This is a genomic window from Aeromonas sp. INTO2 (assembly GCF_049860605.1).
Classification (GTDB): Bacteria; Pseudomonadota; Gammaproteobacteria; order Enterobacterales; family Aeromonadaceae; genus Aeromonas; species Aeromonas caviae.
On sequence record NZ_CP187588.1, the window covers coordinates 51,595 to 68,682 of the forward strand.

The following is a 17,088-nucleotide window of genomic DNA, read 5'->3' on the forward strand; positions in this document are numbered from 1 at the left end:
TAGGAGCCGGCGGCATAATCGCCTATAATCTGCCGCTTCCTTAATGACCGAGTATTGCCATGAGCCAGTCCTTTGATGATTTCGACCTGAATCCAGCCCTCAGTCGGGCCTTGGCCGAGATGGGATTCACCCGCCCCACCACCATCCAGCAGATGGTGCTGGAGCCAGCCCTGGACGGCCGCGATATTCTGGCCTCTGCGCCGACCGGCACCGGCAAGACCGCCGCCTTCCTGCTGCCCGCGATGCAGCACCTGCTGGACTTCCCGCGTCGCAAGCCGGGTCCGTGCCGCATGCTGATCCTGACTCCGACCCGCGAGCTCGCGCTGCAGGTGAGTGCTCACGCCAAGGCCCTGGCGGTGCACACCCATCTCAGCATCGAGACCATCATCGGTGGCGTCAGCCATGAAGAGCAGCTGCCTGCCCTGACCAAGACCACCGACATCGTGGTGGCCACCCCGGGCCGTCTGCTCGAGTACATCGAGAAAGAGGAGTTCGAGAGCCACGACATCGAGGTGCTGGTGCTGGATGAAGCGGACCGGATGCTGGACATGGGCTTCATCAAGGACGTGAACCGCATCGTGGAAGAGGCGCGCTACCGCAAGCACACCATGCTCTTCTCCGCCACCCTGGAAGGGGCCGGCCTCGAGAAGTTTGCGAGCGAGATCCTCAAAGACCCGGTTGAGCTGCACGCCGAGCCGCCCCGCAGCGAGCGCCGCCCCATCACCCAGTGGATCCACCTGGCCGATGATGCCGCCCACAAGTTGGCTCTGCTGGTGCACATCCTGAAAAACCCGGAGACCCAGAAGGCCATCATCTTCGTCAAGACCCGTGAGCGACTGGCGGAGCTTTCCGGCCAGTTGCAGGCGGCAGGCGTGCCCTGCGCCTGGATCCGTGGCGAGATGGAGCAGGCCAAGCGCATAGAGTCTATCCGCAAGTTCCACGAAGGGGAGGTGCCCTTCCTCATCGCCACCGACGTGGCCGCCCGCGGCATCGACCTGCCGAACGTCAGTCATGTCATCAACTACGACATGCCCTACGGCGCGGATGTCTATGTGCACCGCATCGGTCGTACCGGTCGTGCCGGCAACCGTGGCTGCGCCATCAGCCTGGTGGAAGCTCACGACATGGCCATGGTCGCCAAGATCGAACGCTACACCGAGGAGCGCCTCAAGCGCCGGGTGATCGATGAGCTGCGCCCCAGACACAAGGAAGCGCGGGTGCCGGTGAAGAAGAAAAAGCCGAAGGATGCCAAGAAGTCGGCAAAGAAGAAAAAGAAGTAATGCCCCCGAGCACAGTTGAAACGGCCATCCCAGGATGGCCGTTTTGCTGTCTGCTGCCTGGGGAGTGGCCTGAGAGAGGCGCAGAAAAAAGCCGACGCAAGGACGTCGGCCAACAAAAAGTGCTTACAACAGAGGATTCACAGAGTCAGACCCGAGGATCTCCGACTTGGTTCCCTTGAATGTGTAATTAATTTTCAGCGCGCTTGAACATCAGGGTATTGGCGTCGGACTCTTCCGGTACAAAGTAGTAGCCGTCGGCATTGAAACCGGTCAGCTGTTCCACCCGGGTGAGCCGATGCTTGATGATGTGGCGTGCCATCATGCCGCGGGCCTTCTTGGCGTAGAAGCTGATGATCTTGAACTGGCCGTTCTTCTCGTCCTTGAACACCGGTGTGATGATGCGCCCCTGCAGGGCTTTCGGGCGCACCGACTTGAAATACTCGTCGGAGGCGAGGTTGATCAGCACGTCGTCCCCCTGGGCCGCCAGCGCCTTGTTCAGGTGCTCCGTGATGATGTCGTCCCAGAACTGGTAGAGGTCCTTGCCGCGCGGGTTCTCAAGCCTAATCCCCATCTCCAGGCGGTAGGGCATCATGAGGTCAAGCGGCCGCAGTACGCCATAAAGGCCGGAGAGCATGCGCAGGTGGGCCTGGGCGAAGTCGAGGTCGGCCTCGCTGAAATCTTCTACGGCCAGACCAGTGTAGACGTCCCCCTTGAAGGCCAGCAGCGCCTGGCGGGCGTTGGCCGGCGTGAAGTCAGGCTGCCACTCGGCAAAGCGGGCGGCGTTGAGGCCGGCGAGCTTGTCGCTGATCTTCATCAGGCTGGCGATCTGGTCCGGGCTCAGTTGACGAGCCCGGGTGATCAGTGCTGCGGAGTGGTCCAGCAGTTCGGGTTGGGTGAAACGGGAGGTCACCAGGGGTGACTCGTAATCCAGCGTCTTGGCCGGGGAAACCACAATCAGCATAACTGTCCTTTACTAGCGATGACGCACGCCCCTCATTCATCCAGGGTCACGTTGTCGAGAGTGCCTGCGCCCAGCTGCTCGCGACCCGACAGCTTGATGAGCAGTCGCAGGTCGTTGGCGGAGTCGGCATGGGCAAGGGCCTCACTGTAGCCAATTTGGCCGGCACAGAACAGGCCGAACAGCGCCTGATCGAAGGTCTGCATGCCGAGCTCGCCGGATTTGGTCATCACCTCCTTGAGTCTGTGCATCTCTCCCTTGCGGATGATGTCGGTGACGAGCGGGGTGTTGAGCAGGATCTCGAAGGCGGCGACCCGGCGCTGCCCATGAGCGGAGGGGAGCAGCTGCTGGGCGACGATGGCGCGCAGGTTGAAGGAGAGATCGAACAGGAACTGGCGGTGCTTCTCCTGGGGGACCAGATGCAGGATGCGATCCAGCGCCTGGTTGGCATTGTTGGCGTGCAAGGTGGCGAGGCAGAGGTGCCCCGTCTCGGCGAACTGGATGGCGAACTCCATGGTCTCCTGGGAGCGGATTTCACCGATGAGGATGACATCCGGGGCCTGGCGCAGGGAGTTTTTGAGGGCGACATCGAAGGATGCGGTGTCGATCCCCACCTCCCGCTGGGTCACCAGACAGCGATCGTGCTGATGGACGAACTCCACCGGATCCTCCACCGTCAGGATGTGGCCGTCACCGTGCTGGTTGCGAAAGCCGATCATGGCCGCCTGGGTGGTGGACTTGCCGGCGCCAGTGGCGCCGACGAAGAGCACCAGCCCGCGTTTGGCCATGGCGACCTCCTGCAGGATGGGGGGCAGCACCAGCTCGTCAAAGGTGGGGATGCGGGTCTCGATGCGGCGCAGCACCATGCCCGGCATATCCTGTTGCCAGAAGGCGCTGACCCGAAAGCGCCCCAGCGAGCCTCGCTGGATGGCGTAGTTGGCCTCGCGGGTGTGCAGGAAGCGCTCGAAGTGGGTCTCGTCCAGGCTCTCCCTGATCAACGCCAGCGCCGTCGTCTTGTCGAGGGGAGCCGGCCCGAGCGACACCAGACGCCCGTTGACCTTGAGGGTCGGGGGGGCATCGACCGTGATGAAGAGATCCGAGCCCTTTTGTTCAACCAGTGCGGCGAGCAGAACATCCATGTTCATGGCGACTCCTTGGGTGTGCGAGCTTAAATGGTATTGGGATCGACCGCCTTGGCCTTGGCGTCGAGGGAGGCGACGACCCCCCGGTTGACCAGCTGCTTGAGGCTCTGGTCCATGGTCTGCATGCCGTGGGTCATCCCGGTCTGGATGACGGAATAGAGCTGGGCCACCTTGTCTTCCCGGATGAGGTTTCGCACCGCCGGGATCCCCAGCATGATCTCGTGGGCCGCCACCCGGCCGCCACCGATACGCTTGAGCAGGGTCTGGGAGATGACCGCCCGCAGGGATTCGGAGAGCATGGATCGCACCATGTCCTTTTCCGAGCCGGGGAAGACGTCGATGATACGGTCGATGGTCTTGGCAGCCGAGGAGGTGTGCAGGGTGCCAAACACCAGGTGCCCGGTTTCGGCGGCGGTCATGGCGAGACGGATGGTTTCGAGGTCCCGCATTTCACCTACCAGGATGATATCCGGGTCTTCCCGCAGGGCCGAGCGCAGGGCGTTGCTGAAGCTCTTGGTGTCGCGGTGTACTTCCCGCTGGTTCACCAGGCAGCGCTTGTTCTCGTGCACGAATTCGATGGGGTCCTCGATGGTGAGGATGTGGTGGTGGAAGTTGTCATTGATGTAATCGACCATGGCGGCCAGGGTGGTGGATTTGCCCGAGCCGGTGGGCCCAGTCACCAGCACCAGGCCGCGAGGGTACTCCGCAATCTTGCGAAATATCTCCGGCGCCCCCAGATCGTCCAGGGTCAGAACGGTGCTCGGGATGGTACGAAACACCGCGCCCGAGCCGCGCGCCTGCTGGAAGGCGTTGACCCGAAAGCGTGCCATGCCGGGCACTTCGAAGGAGAAGTCCACTTCGAAGTTCTCCTCCAGCTCCTTGCGCTGGTGGTCATTCATGATGTCGTAAATGAGAGCATGGACTTCCCGGTGATCCAGGGCGGGCAAATTGATCTTGCGAACCTCCCCATCAACCCTGATCATCGGGGGGACTCCGGCCGAGAGGTGTAGATCCGAGGCCTTATGCTTTACACTGAATGCCAATAACTCTGTGATATCCATAGATTTGTTATTCTCCCATCACAAGATTACGAACGAAATATGAGCCAGATTGCCCAGCACCTGCTTCAGGTAAAGGAACGTATTGTAGAGGCTGCCCGGCGTGTTGGCCGCAGCCCAGATCACATCCAGTTGCTTGCTGTCAGCAAAACCAAGCCGCTGGGGGACATTCAGGCTGCCTATGCCGCCGGCCAGCGGCGCTTTGGCGAATCCTACGCCCAGGAGGCCGCGCTCAAGATTGATGCCTTGCGCGAGCAGAACGCCTGTACAGACATAGAGTGGCACTTTATCGGCCCGCTGCAATCGAACAAGTCCAAGCTGGTGGCGGAGCGGTTCGACTGGGTTCAAAGTGTCGATCGCGACAAGCTCATCGAACGCCTCAACAACCAGAGACCGAGCGGGCTCGCGCCGCTAAATATCTGTCTGCAAATCAATATTAGCGGAGAGAGCAGCAAATCCGGTACGTCGGAGCAAGAGATTTTCCGCCTGGCCTCCCTGGTGGCCCAAAGCGAGCGGCTGCGGTTGCGCGGCCTGATGGCCATCCCCGAGCATACCCGCGACGAGGGAGTGCTGGCGGCCCAGATGGCGCGCATGCAGGCTCTGTTCACCGAGCTTGCGCAACAATACCCGAGCGTCGACACCCTTTCGATGGGAATGACCGAGGATCTTGAGCCGGCCATTGCCCATGGCAGCACCATGGTGCGGGTCGGGACCGCCATCTTCGGGGCCCGTGACTATTCATGAGCAAGAGCCGGGGCGAGAAACACCCCGGTCGTGCTTTTTTCAGGTAAACAGGCGCGTGTGATGCTGTCAGCCCGCACAGGCTGGGTCGGCATCCGCTGCGATGTCAGTAACAGGAGTGTTTGATGCAGCAGAGAACCCTCGCCTTCATCGGGGCAGGCAACATGAGCCGCAGTATCATTGCCGGCCTCATCCAGGCGGGTTACCCGGCAGAGCGTATCATCGCCGCCAATCCCAGCCGCCCCAAGCTGGACGAACTGGCCAGCCAGTTCGGCATCCGTATCACCCAGGACAACGCCGAGGCGGCCCGGGAGGCCGAGGTGATCGTGCTGGCGGTCAAGCCCCAGCTGATGGCGGGCATGCTGACGGCGCTGGTGGCCGAGCTTGGCTCGCTGGATGGCAAGTTGCTCATCTCCATCGCCGCCGGCATTCGCGTCGCACGCTTGCAGGAGATGGCGGGCGGTCACGATCGCATCATTCGCACCATGCCCAACACCCCCTCCTTGCTGGGGCTGGGGATGACCGGGCTCTATGCACCGCCCGCCATCGGGCAGGCCGATCGTGCTGTGGCCGAACAGATGATGCAATCCGTGGGCAAGACCCTCTGGGTGGAGCAGGAGGCCGGCATCAACGGCGTCATTGCGGCGGCGGGCAGTGCCCCGGCCTACTTCTTCCTGTTCATGCAGGCGATTGCCGAGGAGGCCGAGGCCATGGGCTTTACGCCGGAGCAGGCTCGCCTGCTGGTGCAGCAAACCGCCTTGGGGGCGGCCGCCATGGTGGAGCAGAATCCCGAGCTGTCGCTGCAGACCCTGCGCGAGCAGGTGACCAGCAAGGGCGGGACCACGGCCGAGGCCGTCAAGACATTCCAGGAGCAGGGGCTGATGCCGCTGACCGCAAGAGCCATGCAGGCGGCCGTTACCCGGGCCGGCGAAATGGAAACCCTTTTCTGAATCCCTTTTAGCAAGGAGCCCGGATGAACACGGCTTACTTTTTGATTAACACTGTCTTTGATCTCTACCTCATGGTGGTGCTGCTGCGGGTCTGGCTGCAGTGGGCGCGGGCCGACTTCTACAACCCCATGAGCCAGATGGTGGTCAAGCTGACCAACCCGCTGGTGGTGCCCCTGCGCCGCGTCATCCCGGGTTTTGGCGGGCTGGACATGGCCTCTGTGCTGCTGGCGCTGCTGATCGCCTTTGGCAAGTTGGTCCTGCTCAAGAGCATGAATGTGCTGCAGGCGGACTGGCTCACTCTCTGTCTGTTTGCGACGCTCACCGTGCTGAAGAAGGCGGGTTCCATGATCTTCTGGATCCTGCTTATCCGCGCCATCCTGAGCTGGGTCAGCCAGGGTCGCAACCCCATTGAATACGTGATGCACCAGCTCACTGAACCCTTCCTGGCCCCCATTCGCCGCATCCTGCCTGCATTGGGCGGGCTGGATCTCTCCGTGCTGGTCGCCTTCATCGCGCTGCAGGCCATCAACTACCTGATGGGGGATCTGTTCGGCCAGTTGTGGTGGATGATCTGATGCCCGCCGTCCTGCTGGAAGGGGACGAGCTGGTGTTGCATCTGATGATCCAGCCCAAGGCGAGCCGGGATCAGATCATCGGATTGCACGGTGACGAGTTGAAAGTGGCCATCACGGCGCCGCCGGTGGATGGTCAGGCCAACAGTCACCTGATCAAGTACCTGGCCAAGCAGTGCAAGGTGGCCAAGGGGCAGGTTCGCATCCTGCGGGGGGAGCTGGGTCGGCACAAGACGGTCGCCATCGACGCGCCAAAGCAGATCCCCGCCGAGATTGCCGCTCTGCTGGATAATCAGGATTGATACGAGAGGGATGACATCATGAAAACTGCCTGGATGAGTTGCCTGCTGGCACTCCTGATGACGCTGCCGCTGCGGGCTGAGCAGATGCAGGAGCTGGGCCCCTGGAAAGTGCACTACAGCGCGTTCAACTCCAGCTTCCTCACCCCCGAGGTAGCCAGGACCTATGGCCTGGAGCGCAGCCGCTATAACGGCATCGTCAATATCGCGGTGCAGAACAAGCAGGGGGTGGCACAGGCGGTGGGGATCAGCGGCGAAGCCCGCAATCTGACCGGCACCCTTCGCACCCTGAATTTTCAGGAGGTGAAAGAGGGGAATGCCATCTATTACCTGGCAGTGCTGCCCTATCGCAATGAGGACACCTACCAGTTCACCCTGAAGATCATGGGGGAGGGGCAGCAGCAGACGCTGACCTTCCAGCAGACCTTCTACGTCGACTAGATTGCAGGGGGAATGCAGATGCCCTGCCCCCACGGGGGCGGGGCATTTTTTTGCCCGGTGAACCTGTGCTCGACGTCAGTGGCTGGCCAGGGGATAGGTAAACAGGGCCAGGTGGGCGAAGTTGAACAGGAAGTGGAGCAGGATGGCGATACTGAGGCGCCCGCTCAGCTGGAACGCCAGGCCATAGCAGGCCCCCGCCAGCGCGGCGAACAACACCAGCAACGGGCCACCGGCAAGATGGGCTGCGCCGAACAGCAGGCTGGCGACCAGGAGACCTGCCCAGGGCGTGCTTCGGCTTGCCACGCCTTGCTGGATGCATCCCCGGAACAGCGCTTCTTCCGCCACACAGGTGAACAGCAGGTTGTTGAACGCGAACAGCCACCACCAGTGGGGCAGTCCCGCTTCGGGTTTGAGGGCGCCCAGTTGCCAGGCGGTGATGAGCAGGGCCGCGAGCGGCAGGATGAGCAGGGCCAGCGGCCGCCAGCGCATCGTTCCACCCGGGCCGAGCAGGCCGGGGATGGCCAGCAGCAGGGCAAAGAAAATGAGCGGCTTGTCCAGATTGAGGTAAAGGGTGAAGGGCACGCTGGCCGGGCCCGCCTGTACCTTGTCGAGCACCCTGAGATTGTCAAAGCCGGGCACCAGATGCAGCGTCAGGGCGAGGGACCACAGCAGGATCAGCGTCAGTGCGACGCCGCGCCAGGGTGGGGGCAGGGTGGGGGTACGCCAGGCCATCAGCAGACCGGCGAGGCTGACAAGAGCGGCGAGGGGCGCGAGTCGCTCAAGCCAGAGGGCGGTAAGCAGGGCAAGTCCCAGCAGGAGCATGCCGGGCCTGGTCCGGCGGGCGAGGCAGCAGAGTACGGCGAGCCCCAGGACGAGCCAGATGAGGATATCGGGGTGTGGTAACATCGAGTCTCCTTGTATGAATGAAGGGCGCACCTTAACGATCCCCATGGTCTGGTTCAAGGAAAAGGGACTGGCCGGCAGAAGACGCGCAATGAAAAGCCGGAGCTGGGCTCCGGCTTGGGCGGCGGCAAGATGTCACCGAGAGAGGCGATGGCCTTCCCGTATCAGCGACCTGACTCGGCGATGACCCGGGCGATGATGTCGGCGCGTTTGCTGGCTTCCAGCTCGCCCAGGGCGATGAGACCGGCCTTGAAGATGACGTTCTTCGGCAGACTGACGTCATCCAGGGTGGTGATGGCCTCGACGTGCATGCCGTTCAGGCGGCTGGCATCGCGCGGGCTCAGGTTGACCTGGGTGTTCAGCACCTGCTTGCCCTTCTTCTTGGGCTGGGCGGGTTTCTTCGGTTGATCCAGCTCGTCTTCCGGCAGTTCGTCATCAAAATCGTAAATGGACATAGTCAATCCTGTTGGGTTGCAAGGGGCATGCTCGCCCGAATGGGGGTAATCAGCCCATATCCTCGTTGCGGATAAAGGCGCGCCAGGAGCCGAGTACCTGGGCAAAATCTTCCAGCCCGCACATGGCCAGCTGTTCATCATCGTAGTAGGCGAGATCGTCGAGATCCTCGTCCTGCTCGATATTGAGGACATTGGCCTTCACCTCGGCTTCCTCGTGGGTCAGCAGCAGGGAGTAGTCGCCCCCCAGCAGCCGGTATTCGGTGCGGGCCCGGCTGGAGAGCTGGTCGATGATGGCGAACAGCTCGTCGAGCTTCTCCTCGTCCTTGCCCACCTCGTCGATCAACCACTGGCCGATGGCTTCATGGCCCATGGAGAACCGGGCGCGATAGCCACCGAACGGGTCGCGGCGAAATTCATAATCCATAGCGGAGTCCATATCGGAGGGTGAAACCACCACGGCGCAAAGCGGCATGATGCCGGATCCTTGATCCATGGTGGGGCACTGATAGCGTAAAGTGGCCTATTCTAGCGATCCCCCCCGCGCTTGTCTTGATGATGTGGGATCTTTAACGGGTGATCCCGGTGATGGCGCACGCCGGGGACCCTGTCAACGAATGGTATGGAGAGGCAATGCAGCTCAACGACGCGCTCGCGCATCAGATAGTCAGCCGGGCGATGAAGATCCTCTCGTTCTCGGTCAACGTCATGGATGAGCGGGGACTCATCATTGCGTCCGGCAATCCGGAGCGGCTGCACCAGCGCCACGAGGGGGCCGTGCTGGCCCTGACCGAGAACCGGGTGGTGGAGATAAGCGAGGCCACCGCCCGGGAGCTCAAGGGGGTGAGGCCTGGCATCAACCTGCCCATCGCCTATCAGGGGGAGCTGCTCGGCGTCATCGGCATCTCTGGGGATCCGGACATCGTGCGTGCTTACGCCGAGCTGGTGCGCATGACCGCCGAGCTCATCCTGGAACAGGCGGCACTCACCGAGCAGTTGCAGTGGGACAAGCGCCACAAGGAGGAGCTGGTGTTGCAGCTCATTCGCGGCGAAGGGCGGGCCGATCAACTGCAACAGGTGGCCCGCTTCCTCGAGCTGGATCTCGCCCAGCCCCGGGTGGTGGCCGTGCTGGCGCTGGAGGAGGCCGAGCCTGCCCAGGTGAGGGAGCTGGTTCACCTGCTGGAAAACCCGGAGCGGGACAACCTGGTGGCCATCAACGGCCTGGACGAGATAGTGGTGCTCAAACCCGCCCAGCTCAGCGACGGCGTCTGGCAGTCGGCGCAGGAGCGCAGCCGGATCCGGCAGCTGCTCTCCCGTATTCCCCATTTCAAGGTTCGCATCGGGGTGGGTGATTACTTCGCCGGCATCCCCGGGCTGGCGCTCTCCTACCAGACGGCGCGAGACACCTTGCGCCGTGGCATGCGCCAGTCGCCCCGCAAGCAGGTCTACTTCTTCGAGGATTATCGGCTGCCGGTGCTGCTCGGCAGTCTGGCGGACTCCTGGCAGGCGGATCAGCTGCGCGCACCCCTGCTCAGGCTGGCGCAGGAGGACACAAAGGGAACGCTGCAAAAGACGCTGCGGCAATATTTCTTGCAGGACTGTGATCTGCATCCCTGTGCCGATGCGCTCTTCATTCATCCCAACACGCTGCGCTATCGGCTGACCCGAATAGAGCAGATAACTTGTTTAAGTTTCAACAAGTTAGATGATAAATTCTTGCTCTATCTCGGGCTCAATCTCGATGGGTGATTTGTTCGTTTGAACAAATTTGAAGGTCACGAAAACGTAAACTTTGGCTTTCTCACCAAGGCATTCCAGGCGGGGATCCCCATAATGGCGCCACTCATTACAACAACAAGGTGCCCGTCATGATCCCAGTCTCCGCGCTCGGCGCGCTCGCCGCGCTTTCCATCGCCATCTTCCTCATCCTGAAGAAGGTGCCGCCCGCTTACGGCATGATTGTCGGTGCCCTGGCCGGTGGCCTGATCGGTGGCGCCGACCTGACCCAGACCGTCGCCCTGATGATCGGCGGCGCCCAGGGGATCACCACGGCGGTGATGCGGATCCTGGCGGCGGGTGTGCTGGCCGGGGTGCTCATCGAATCGGGCGCCGCCACCACTATCGCCGAGACCATCGTCAAGAAACTCGGCGAAACCCGCGCCCTGCTGGCGCTGGCGCTGGCGCTGGCCACCCTGATCCTGACCGCGGTCGGCGTCTTCGTGGACGTGGCCGTCATCACGGTCGCCCCCATTGCGCTGGCCATCGCCCGCCGTGCCGATCTCTCCAAGGCGGCCATCCTGCTGGCGATGATAGGCGGTGGCAAGGCGGGCAACGTCATGTCTCCCAACCCCAACGCCATTGCGGCAGCCGATGCCTTCCACCTGCCTCTCACCTCGGTGATGGCGGCGGGCATCATTCCCGGCCTGTTCGGTCTGGTGATGGCCTACTGGCTCGCCAAGCGCCTCAACAACCGGGGCAGCAAGGTGGCCGCCGACGAGGTGGTGAGCTTTGACGGTGTCAAGTTGCCCGGCTTTGCCGCCGCCATCAGTGCGCCCCTGGTCGCCATCCTGCTGCTGGCCCTGCGTCCCATCGCCGGCATCGTGGTGGACCCGCTCATTGCGCTGCCTCTCGGCGGCCTGGTGGGGGCCCTGATGATGGGCAAGTTCACCAAGGTGAACCAGTTTGCCGTCTCGGGCCTGGCCCGCATGGCGCCGGTGGCCATCATGCTGCTGGGGACGGGGACCCTGGCGGGCATCATCGCCAACTCCGGCCTGAAAGATGTGCTCATCAGCGGCCTGACCGCCTCCGGTCTGCCCTCCTATCTGCTGGCCCCCATCTCTGGTGCCCTGATGTCGCTGGCGACCGCCTCGACCACGGCCGGGACCGTGGTGGCCTCCAACGTGTTCAGTGCCACTCTGATTGAACTGGGGATCAGCAGCCTGGCAGGGGCCGCCATGATCCACGCCGGCGCCACCGTGTTTGACCACATGCCCCACGGCTCCTTCTTCCATGCCACCGGCGGCAGCGTCCACATGGGCGTCGGCGAGCGGCTCAAGCTCATCCCCTACGAAACCGCGGTCGGTCTGACCATCGCCGTTGTCTCCACCCTGATGTTTGGCGTGTTTGGCCTCGCCTAAGGAACTGATATGAAAATTGTGATCGCCCCCGATTCATTCAAGGAGAGCCTGAGCGCCATGGCGGTGGCCGATGCCATCGAGGCCGGTTTCAAGCAGGTGCTGCCGGATGCCACCTACGTCAAGCTGCCCATGGCCGATGGCGGCGAGGGGACGGTGCAGTCTCTGGTGGATGCCACCGGTGGTCGCATCCTGCCGGTCGAGGTGACCGCCCCCCTCGGCAACAGGGTACAGGGCTTCGTGGGCCTGCTGGGGGATGGCAAGCGCGCCGTCATCGAGATGGCGGCGGCCTCCGGCCTCCATCTGGTGGCGCCCGAGCTGCGCAATCCGCGGCTCACCTCCAGTGTCGGCACCGGGGAGCTGATCCTGGCCGCGCTGGAGATGGGGGTGAACCACCTCATCCTCGGCATCGGCGGCAGCGCCACCAATGATGGCGGTGCCGGCATGATCCAGGCACTCGGCGGCAAGCTCCTGAAAGCAGATGGTACCCCCATTGCGCCGGGCGGTGCCGGTCTGGCCGAGCTGGCCACCATCGACCTGAGCGGGCTGGATCCACGTCTGACCGGACTCACCATCGAGGTGGCCTGCGACGTGGACAATCCGCTGTGCGGCCCGAAAGGGGCGTCCGCCGTGTTCGGTCCGCAGAAGGGGGCAACTCCCGAGATGGTGGCCGAGCTGGATGCCAATCTGGCCCGTTACGCGGACTGTATCGAGCAGGCGCTCGGCAAGCAGGTGAAGGAGATCCCGGGAACGGGGGCCGCAGGCGGCATGGGGGCAGCCCTGGTGGGGCTGCTCGGCGCCGAGCTCAAACCCGGCATCCGGATCGTCATCGAGGCGCTGAATCTGGCTAAGGCGGTGGCCGATGCGGATCTGGTCATCACCGGCGAGGGCCGCATCGACAGCCAGACCATCCACGGCAAGACGCCCATCGGGGTGGCTCGCTGTGCCAAGCAGTTCGGTAAGCCGGTGATCGGCATCGCCGGATGCCTCACCGATGACTGCGGCGTGGTGCACGAGCACGGGCTGGATGCGGTGTTCGCCGTGGTCAATCGGGCCATGTCCCTGCCGGAGGCGCTGGCCACCGCCACCACCAACCTGCAGCTCACGGCCCGCAACGTGGCGGCTCTCTACCTGCTGCGCAAATGACCCTCTCTCCTGGCCGATGCGGTGCATCGGCCTGACCCTGCCCCGTGCAGCAGAGTGAGCGGCCCGGCGTGGCACCTCTGACGCACTTGCCGATCCTTGGGTCGGCTTTTTTTATTATCCTGCTGTCTTTCATATGGTTTTTGTATTCTGACAAGGGGCTTTGCGGCATAGTGATCTCCCGACAGTGAGGGAGCCACGAGAAACAAGGCCCGCCTGAGGGAGGGCTTCCCATTCCGGGGGGCAATATGCGAGGTGCGAGCCATGATCCTGCTGACCCTGGGGGTGGTGTTGTTCACCCTGACTCATCTTTACCCCTGTTTTGCGGCACAGCACCGCGCCCGTCTGCGGGCTCGGCTGGGGGAGAACCGCTACAAGGGGCTCTTCTCGCTGCTGGTGTTCGTCGCCATCGGCTGCATCCTCGCAGGCTGGCGCAGTGCCAGCCCCATGCCTCTCTATTTTCTGCCTGTCTGGGGGCCCACCCTGGTGATGGGGATCATGCCGATCGCCCTTGTCCTGCTGTGCGCGGGGCAGGTGGCCAACCATTTCCGCCGTTGGCTGGTGCATCCCCAGCTGCTCGGGGTGCTGCTCTGGTCGGGGGCCCATCTGGCGGTAAACAGCGAGGCGCGCTCCCTGGTGCTGTTTGGCGGGCTCGGTCTCTGGACACTCATCAGCATCGTCTGGATTTCGATGCGGGAGTGGGGTCGTCACCCCCGTGCCGCCGCCACCTGGCAGGGGACGGGGATCAGTCTGGGGGCGGGGCTGGCCCTCACGGCTCTGCTTATCTTCTGGGGACACGGCTGGCTGACCGGGATCCCCTTGCACTGATCCCTGAACCAGATTCCAGGGTCTTGCGTATGATGGACAAAACAATGGGAGTCACGTCGATGAAATGGTTCACCCTGCTGCTGATGCTCGGCTCGGGCGCGGTCTCTGCCGCCTGCCCCGATTACTTCAACGTGGAGATGCGGGAGCTCAACAGCACCCAGCGCCACAACCTCTGCCAGTTGACCGAAGGCAAGGTGGTGCTGGTGGTCAACACCGCCTCCTACTGTGGTTACAGCGGTCAGTTCCGGGATCTGGAAGCCCTCTATCAGGGCTACAAGGAGAAGGGACTGATGGTGTTGGGCTTCCCCTCCAACGATTTCTGGCAGGAGGCGGGCAACGAGAACAAAACCGCCGAGGTGTGCCGCCGGGACTACGGGGTGACCTTCCCCATGTTCAACCGGGTGGCGGTGCGGGGTTCGGATGCAGTGCCGCTGTTCAAGGGGCTGGCCGCGGCTGCCGACGGTGATGCGCCCAACTGGAACTTCCACAAGTACCTGGTCGGGCGGGACGGCAAGCTGATTGCGAGCTATGGCGCCAACCAGAATCCGTCGGATGATCCTCTCAAACAGCAGATCATCGATGCCCTGGGGCACTGACCCTACCCCATGGCGGGCCACTCTGGAATAATGCAGCCCCGCCATCCACTCCGGTGACACCGTGCTGCAACGTCTTCCCCAAATGGTGATCTTCGATGCCCTGGTTCGTGAACAGGGCATCTCGGCGGCTGCGCGCCGCCTCGGGGTCTCCAAATCCCACATCAGCAAGCAGCTCGCCCTGCTGGAAACCGCGCTCGGCGCCCAGCTGGTACAGCGCACTACCCGCCGTTTCGGGCTCACCGAACTGGGTCAGGAGTATGCCCGCCACTGCCGCGCTCTGGTGGCGGTGGCGCTGGAGGCGGAATCCATGGTGGCGGAGCGCCGTGGCAAGGTGAGCGGCGTGCTCCATCTGGGGGTTGGTCAATCCTTCGGGCGGTTGCACGTGATCCCGCGCCTCAAGGCGTTTCAAGCACGTTATCCGGATCTGGAGCTGGAGGTGTCCCTGTTCGATCACCGCACCAATCTGGTGGATGAGGGGCTGGATCTCTGGATCACCACCTACGAGGACAAACCCGAGTCCCTGGTAGGGCAGCGACTGGCAGACATCGGTTTCGTGCTGGTGGCCTCGCCGGATTATCTGCTGAGTCACGGCACGCCACTGCACCCCAGGGATCTGGCCCATCACAATTGCATCACCTACCAGAGCCGGGAGCGGCGCTACCACGAGTGGTCGTTTCGCCAGGGCAAGGAGCGCCAGACGGTGCAGGTGGCGGGCAACTATCGGGTGGATCTGGCGGAAGCGGTGCGGGACGCCGCCCTGGCCGGGCTCGGCATCGCCTATGTGGCCAACTACCTGCTGGACAAGGAGCTGCAATCTGGTCAGCTCATCCCTCTGCTGCCCCAGTGGCAACCAAACCAGAAGATGGCGGTGCACGCCGTCTATGCCAGGCGAGAGCATCTGGATCCCAAGATCCGCCTCTTCATCGACTTCCTCAAGGAGAGCTTCGGACCCGGGCCCTACTGGGCGCAGCGACTCGCACCCTGGCTCGGGGGGAAATTGTCCGGCACCGAGGAATAATCGTTTCCATACAAGAACACTGGCGTGAGTGCGGTTTCAAAGTTGTGTCAAATCAGTCAGTTGGCGCAACCGATATCGTGCAAACGTTTTTGCTAACAGGGTTGTAACCCGGCAGGGTTGCGGCGGTGAGGGGAGGGGAGCAGAATCCGCGCCCATCTTCAGCCTCACTGGATGGAATCCCCATGATTGCCCTGCTTGGTATCCTGAGCATCCTGGCCCTGGCCGCACTCTGCTCTGATAATCGTCGTCGTATCCCGTTGCGAACAGTGGGCTTTGCCCTCTGCCTGCAAGTGCTCTTCGCCGCCCTGGTGCTCTGGCTGCCCGCCGGTCAGCAGGTCTTGAACGGTGTCAGCGAGAGCGTCAGCAGCGTCATCGGCTACGGCCAGGAGGGGATTGCCTTCCTGTTCGGGGATCTGGCCAAGTTCAAGCTGGGCTTCATCTTCGCCTTCAACGTGCTGCCGGTGATCATCTTCTTCTCCGCGCTGATCGCCATCCTCTATCACATCGGCCTGATGCCCAAAGTGATCGCCCTGCTCGGCGGCGGCCTGCAGAAATTGCTGGGCACCGGCCGCGCCGAGAGCCTCTCTGCCACCGCCAACATCTTCGTCGGCATGGTGGAAGCGCCGCTGGTGGTCAAACCCTATCTCTCCAGGATGTCCGATTCCCAGTTCTTTGCGGTGATGAGCTGCGGGCTGGCCTCGGTAGCCGGCGGCACCCTGGTGGGCTACGCCAGCATCGGGGTCGAGCTGAAATACCTGATTGCGGCGGCCTTCATGTCCGCCCCTGCCGGGCTTGCCATGGCCAAGATCCTGGTGCCGCCCGCCGCGCAAGAGGAAGATCACCACGAAGACGTGGAGATCCCCCGCGCCACCAACGTCATTGAAGCGGCCGCCGATGGCGCCATGGCGGGTCTCAACATCGCCGTCGCCGTGGGGGCGACCCTGCTGGCCTTCGTCGGCGTGATCGCCCTGCTCAACGGCCTGCTGGGCTGGGCCGGCGACCTGGTGGGGCTGGAGCTGAGCTTCCAGATCATCCTGGGCTGGCTGTTTGCCCCCGTTTCCTGGCTCATCGGCGTCCCCTGGGATCAGGCCCAGGCGGCCGGTGCCCTGATCGGCACCAAGATCGTCATCAACGAGTTCGTCGCCTTCATTGCCCTGGTGCAGGATCAGACCTTGAACGAGTCGAGCAAGGCCATCGTCACCTTCGCCCTGTGCGGTTTCGCCAACATCTCTTCCATGGCGATCCTCATCGGCGGCCTGGGGGCCATGGTGCCGGAGCGCAAGTCCTTCATCGCCCGCTACGGCATGCGCGCCATCCTGGCGGGGGTGCTGGCAAACCTGATGAGCGCCTCCCTGGCAGGCTTGTTCCTCGCCCTCTGATAGACCCTGGAAGTCAGCACCTTCCGGTCATTGCCCGCTTCGGCGGGCTTTTTTGCACCCGCTTGCAGGCAAAAAAAGCGCCTCTGGGGAGGCGCGGGGAAAAGACAGATTGGAAGCGTCACATGGGTGCCACCTGAATGAGGGATGAGCCGTCCCATCCAAGTGTGAAGCCATGATGCCTGATGCTCTCTGAA

At 63.0% G+C, this 17,088-nt stretch carries 19 protein-coding genes; 13 read left to right on the plus strand and 6 right to left on the minus strand.

The genetic code is table 11. The features are described 5' to 3' along the window. Positions 1–59: 59 nt before the first annotated feature. Positions 60–1,280, plus strand: a complete 1,221-nt coding sequence (gene srmB / locus ACPW74_RS00325) for an ATP-dependent RNA helicase SrmB (RefSeq protein WP_041210934.1) — start codon at positions 60–62, stop codon at positions 1,278–1,280. Between the two features lie 187 nt (positions 1,281–1,467). Here srmB and yaaA read toward each other — a convergent pair whose 3' ends face one another. Genes yaaA through tapT form a run of 3 tightly spaced genes read right to left on the minus strand, consistent with a single transcriptional unit; the run spans position 1,468 to position 4,441 of the window. Further along, a complete protein-coding gene (gene yaaA / locus ACPW74_RS00330) occupies positions 1,468–2,241 on the minus strand; it encodes a peroxide stress protein YaaA (protein WP_279981083.1) in 774 nt (257 codons plus the stop codon). A gap of 32 nt (positions 2,242–2,273) precedes the next feature. Beyond that, entirely contained in the window at positions 2,274–3,383 is a 1,110-nt protein-coding gene (locus tag ACPW74_RS00335) for a PilT/PilU family type 4a pilus ATPase (RefSeq protein WP_041214461.1), read from the minus strand. A gap of 23 nt (positions 3,384–3,406) precedes the next feature. Further along, positions 3,407–4,441, minus strand: coding sequence for a type IVa pilus ATPase TapT (tapT, locus tag ACPW74_RS00340; RefSeq protein ID WP_010673050.1), 1,035 nt, complete (start codon positions 4,439–4,441; stop codon positions 3,407–3,409). A 39-nt stretch (positions 4,442–4,480) separates the two neighbouring features. Between tapT and ACPW74_RS00345 the strand changes: the two genes are divergently transcribed. The 5 genes from ACPW74_RS00345 to ACPW74_RS00365 all read left to right on the plus strand — a co-directional run bounded on the left by ACPW74_RS00345 (position 4,481) and on the right by ACPW74_RS00365 (position 7,441). Next, the gene (locus ACPW74_RS00345; protein ID WP_042864460.1) at positions 4,481–5,182 is read left to right on the plus strand and encodes a YggS family pyridoxal phosphate-dependent enzyme; all 702 of its coding nucleotides are present in this window, start codon (positions 4,481–4,483) and stop codon (positions 5,180–5,182) included. Between the two features lie 122 nt (positions 5,183–5,304). Next, a complete protein-coding gene (gene proC, locus ACPW74_RS00350) occupies positions 5,305–6,129 on the plus strand; it encodes a pyrroline-5-carboxylate reductase (RefSeq protein WP_010673052.1) in 825 nt (274 codons plus the stop codon). A 23-nt stretch (positions 6,130–6,152) separates the two neighbouring features. Then, entirely contained in the window at positions 6,153–6,704 is a 552-nt protein-coding gene (locus tag ACPW74_RS00355; RefSeq protein ID WP_010673053.1) for a YggT family protein, read from the plus strand. Further along, on the plus strand, positions 6,704–7,003 hold the full coding sequence (yggU, locus tag ACPW74_RS00360) for a DUF167 family protein YggU (protein WP_041210939.1): 300 nt from the start codon (positions 6,704–6,706) through the stop codon (positions 7,001–7,003). The genes ACPW74_RS00355 and yggU overlap by 1 nt, the downstream gene beginning before the upstream one ends. 18 nt (positions 7,004–7,021) lie before the next feature. Further along, the gene (locus tag ACPW74_RS00365; protein WP_029313762.1) at positions 7,022–7,441 is read left to right on the plus strand and encodes a DUF4426 domain-containing protein; all 420 of its coding nucleotides are present in this window, start codon (positions 7,022–7,024) and stop codon (positions 7,439–7,441) included. 75 nt (positions 7,442–7,516) lie between these two features. Here ACPW74_RS00365 and ACPW74_RS00370 read toward each other — a convergent pair whose 3' ends face one another. The 3 genes from ACPW74_RS00370 to ACPW74_RS00380 all read right to left on the minus strand — a co-directional run bounded on the left by ACPW74_RS00370 (position 7,517) and on the right by ACPW74_RS00380 (position 9,223). After that, positions 7,517–8,347, minus strand: a complete 831-nt coding sequence (locus ACPW74_RS00370; RefSeq protein WP_279981084.1) for a CPBP family intramembrane glutamic endopeptidase — start codon at positions 8,345–8,347, stop codon at positions 7,517–7,519. Between the two features lie 161 nt (positions 8,348–8,508). Continuing rightward, complete coding sequence (locus tag ACPW74_RS00375; RefSeq protein WP_039039963.1) at positions 8,509–8,799, minus strand: hypothetical protein; 291 nt, start codon at positions 8,797–8,799, stop codon at positions 8,509–8,511. A gap of 49 nt (positions 8,800–8,848) precedes the next feature. After that, positions 8,849–9,223 (minus strand): YacL family protein, encoded by a 375-nt coding sequence (locus ACPW74_RS00380; protein WP_039039964.1) that lies wholly within the window; start codon positions 9,221–9,223, stop codon positions 8,849–8,851. Positions 9,224–9,429: 206 nt separating this feature from the next. Here ACPW74_RS00380 and ACPW74_RS00385 point away from each other — a divergent pair, with 206 nt between their 5' ends. From ACPW74_RS00385 to ACPW74_RS00415, 7 genes are all read left to right on the plus strand, one after another. Further along, positions 9,430–10,545 (plus strand): sugar diacid recognition domain-containing protein, encoded by a 1,116-nt coding sequence (locus ACPW74_RS00385; protein ID WP_425858513.1) that lies wholly within the window; start codon positions 9,430–9,432, stop codon positions 10,543–10,545. Positions 10,546–10,664: 119 nt separating this feature from the next. Next, positions 10,665–11,933: a GntP family permease gene (locus ACPW74_RS00390; protein ID WP_425858514.1), complete on the plus strand. Its 1,269-nt coding sequence runs from the start codon at positions 10,665–10,667 to the stop codon at positions 11,931–11,933. 9 nt (positions 11,934–11,942) lie between these two features. Next, positions 11,943–13,076, plus strand: coding sequence for a glycerate kinase (locus ACPW74_RS00395; protein WP_182955349.1), 1,134 nt, complete (start codon positions 11,943–11,945; stop codon positions 13,074–13,076). Positions 13,077–13,337: 261 nt separating this feature from the next. Further along, a complete protein-coding gene (locus ACPW74_RS00400) occupies positions 13,338–13,901 on the plus strand; it encodes an NnrU family protein (RefSeq protein ID WP_210600295.1) in 564 nt (187 codons plus the stop codon). 59 nt (positions 13,902–13,960) lie between these two features. Next, the gene (locus ACPW74_RS00405) at positions 13,961–14,497 is read left to right on the plus strand and encodes a glutathione peroxidase (RefSeq protein ID WP_010673063.1); all 537 of its coding nucleotides are present in this window, start codon (positions 13,961–13,963) and stop codon (positions 14,495–14,497) included. A gap of 82 nt (positions 14,498–14,579) precedes the next feature. Continuing rightward, on the plus strand, positions 14,580–15,515 hold the full coding sequence (locus ACPW74_RS00410; protein ID WP_010673064.1) for a LysR family transcriptional regulator: 936 nt from the start codon (positions 14,580–14,582) through the stop codon (positions 15,513–15,515). Positions 15,516–15,697: 182 nt separating this feature from the next. Further along, positions 15,698–16,894 (plus strand): NupC/NupG family nucleoside CNT transporter, encoded by a 1,197-nt coding sequence (locus ACPW74_RS00415; RefSeq protein WP_041214468.1) that lies wholly within the window; start codon positions 15,698–15,700, stop codon positions 16,892–16,894. The last annotated feature ends 194 nt before the right edge of the window (positions 16,895–17,088 follow it).

Coding starts and splice junctions, on each gene's coding strand:
- ACPW74_RS00370 (WP_279981084.1), bottom strand. CDS start 8,347: ATGTTACCACACCCCGATATCCTCATCTGGCTCGTCCTGGGGCTCGCC.
- ACPW74_RS00400 (WP_210600295.1), top strand. CDS start 13,338: ATGATCCTGCTGACCCTGGGGGTGGTGTTGTTCACCCTGACTCATCTT.
- ACPW74_RS00365 (WP_029313762.1), top strand. CDS start 7,022: ATGAAAACTGCCTGGATGAGTTGCCTGCTGGCACTCCTGATGACGCTG.
- yggU (WP_041210939.1), top strand. CDS start 6,704: ATGCCCGCCGTCCTGCTGGAAGGGGACGAGCTGGTGTTGCATCTGATG.
- srmB (WP_041210934.1), top strand. CDS start 60: ATGAGCCAGTCCTTTGATGATTTCGACCTGAATCCAGCCCTCAGTCGG.
- yaaA (WP_279981083.1), bottom strand. CDS start 2,241: ATGCTGATTGTGGTTTCCCCGGCCAAGACGCTGGATTACGAGTCACCC.
- ACPW74_RS00395 (WP_182955349.1), top strand. CDS start 11,943: ATGAAAATTGTGATCGCCCCCGATTCATTCAAGGAGAGCCTGAGCGCC.
- ACPW74_RS00385 (WP_425858513.1), top strand. CDS start 9,430: ATGCAGCTCAACGACGCGCTCGCGCATCAGATAGTCAGCCGGGCGATG.
- ACPW74_RS00410 (WP_010673064.1), top strand. CDS start 14,580: ATGGTGATCTTCGATGCCCTGGTTCGTGAACAGGGCATCTCGGCGGCT.
- tapT (WP_010673050.1), bottom strand. CDS start 4,441: ATGGATATCACAGAGTTATTGGCATTCAGTGTAAAGCATAAGGCCTCG.
- ACPW74_RS00380 (WP_039039964.1), bottom strand. CDS start 9,223: ATGGATTATGAATTTCGCCGCGACCCGTTCGGTGGCTATCGCGCCCGG.
- ACPW74_RS00415 (WP_041214468.1), top strand. CDS start 15,698: ATGATTGCCCTGCTTGGTATCCTGAGCATCCTGGCCCTGGCCGCACTC.
- ACPW74_RS00355 (WP_010673053.1), top strand. CDS start 6,153: ATGAACACGGCTTACTTTTTGATTAACACTGTCTTTGATCTCTACCTC.
- ACPW74_RS00390 (WP_425858514.1), top strand. CDS start 10,665: ATGATCCCAGTCTCCGCGCTCGGCGCGCTCGCCGCGCTTTCCATCGCC.
- proC (WP_010673052.1), top strand. CDS start 5,305: ATGCAGCAGAGAACCCTCGCCTTCATCGGGGCAGGCAACATGAGCCGC.
- ACPW74_RS00375 (WP_039039963.1), bottom strand. CDS start 8,799: ATGTCCATTTACGATTTTGATGACGAACTGCCGGAAGACGAGCTGGAT.
- ACPW74_RS00405 (WP_010673063.1), top strand. CDS start 13,961: ATGAAATGGTTCACCCTGCTGCTGATGCTCGGCTCGGGCGCGGTCTCT.
- ACPW74_RS00345 (WP_042864460.1), top strand. CDS start 4,481: ATGAGCCAGATTGCCCAGCACCTGCTTCAGGTAAAGGAACGTATTGTA.
- ACPW74_RS00335 (WP_041214461.1), bottom strand. CDS start 3,383: ATGAACATGGATGTTCTGCTCGCCGCACTGGTTGAACAAAAGGGCTCG.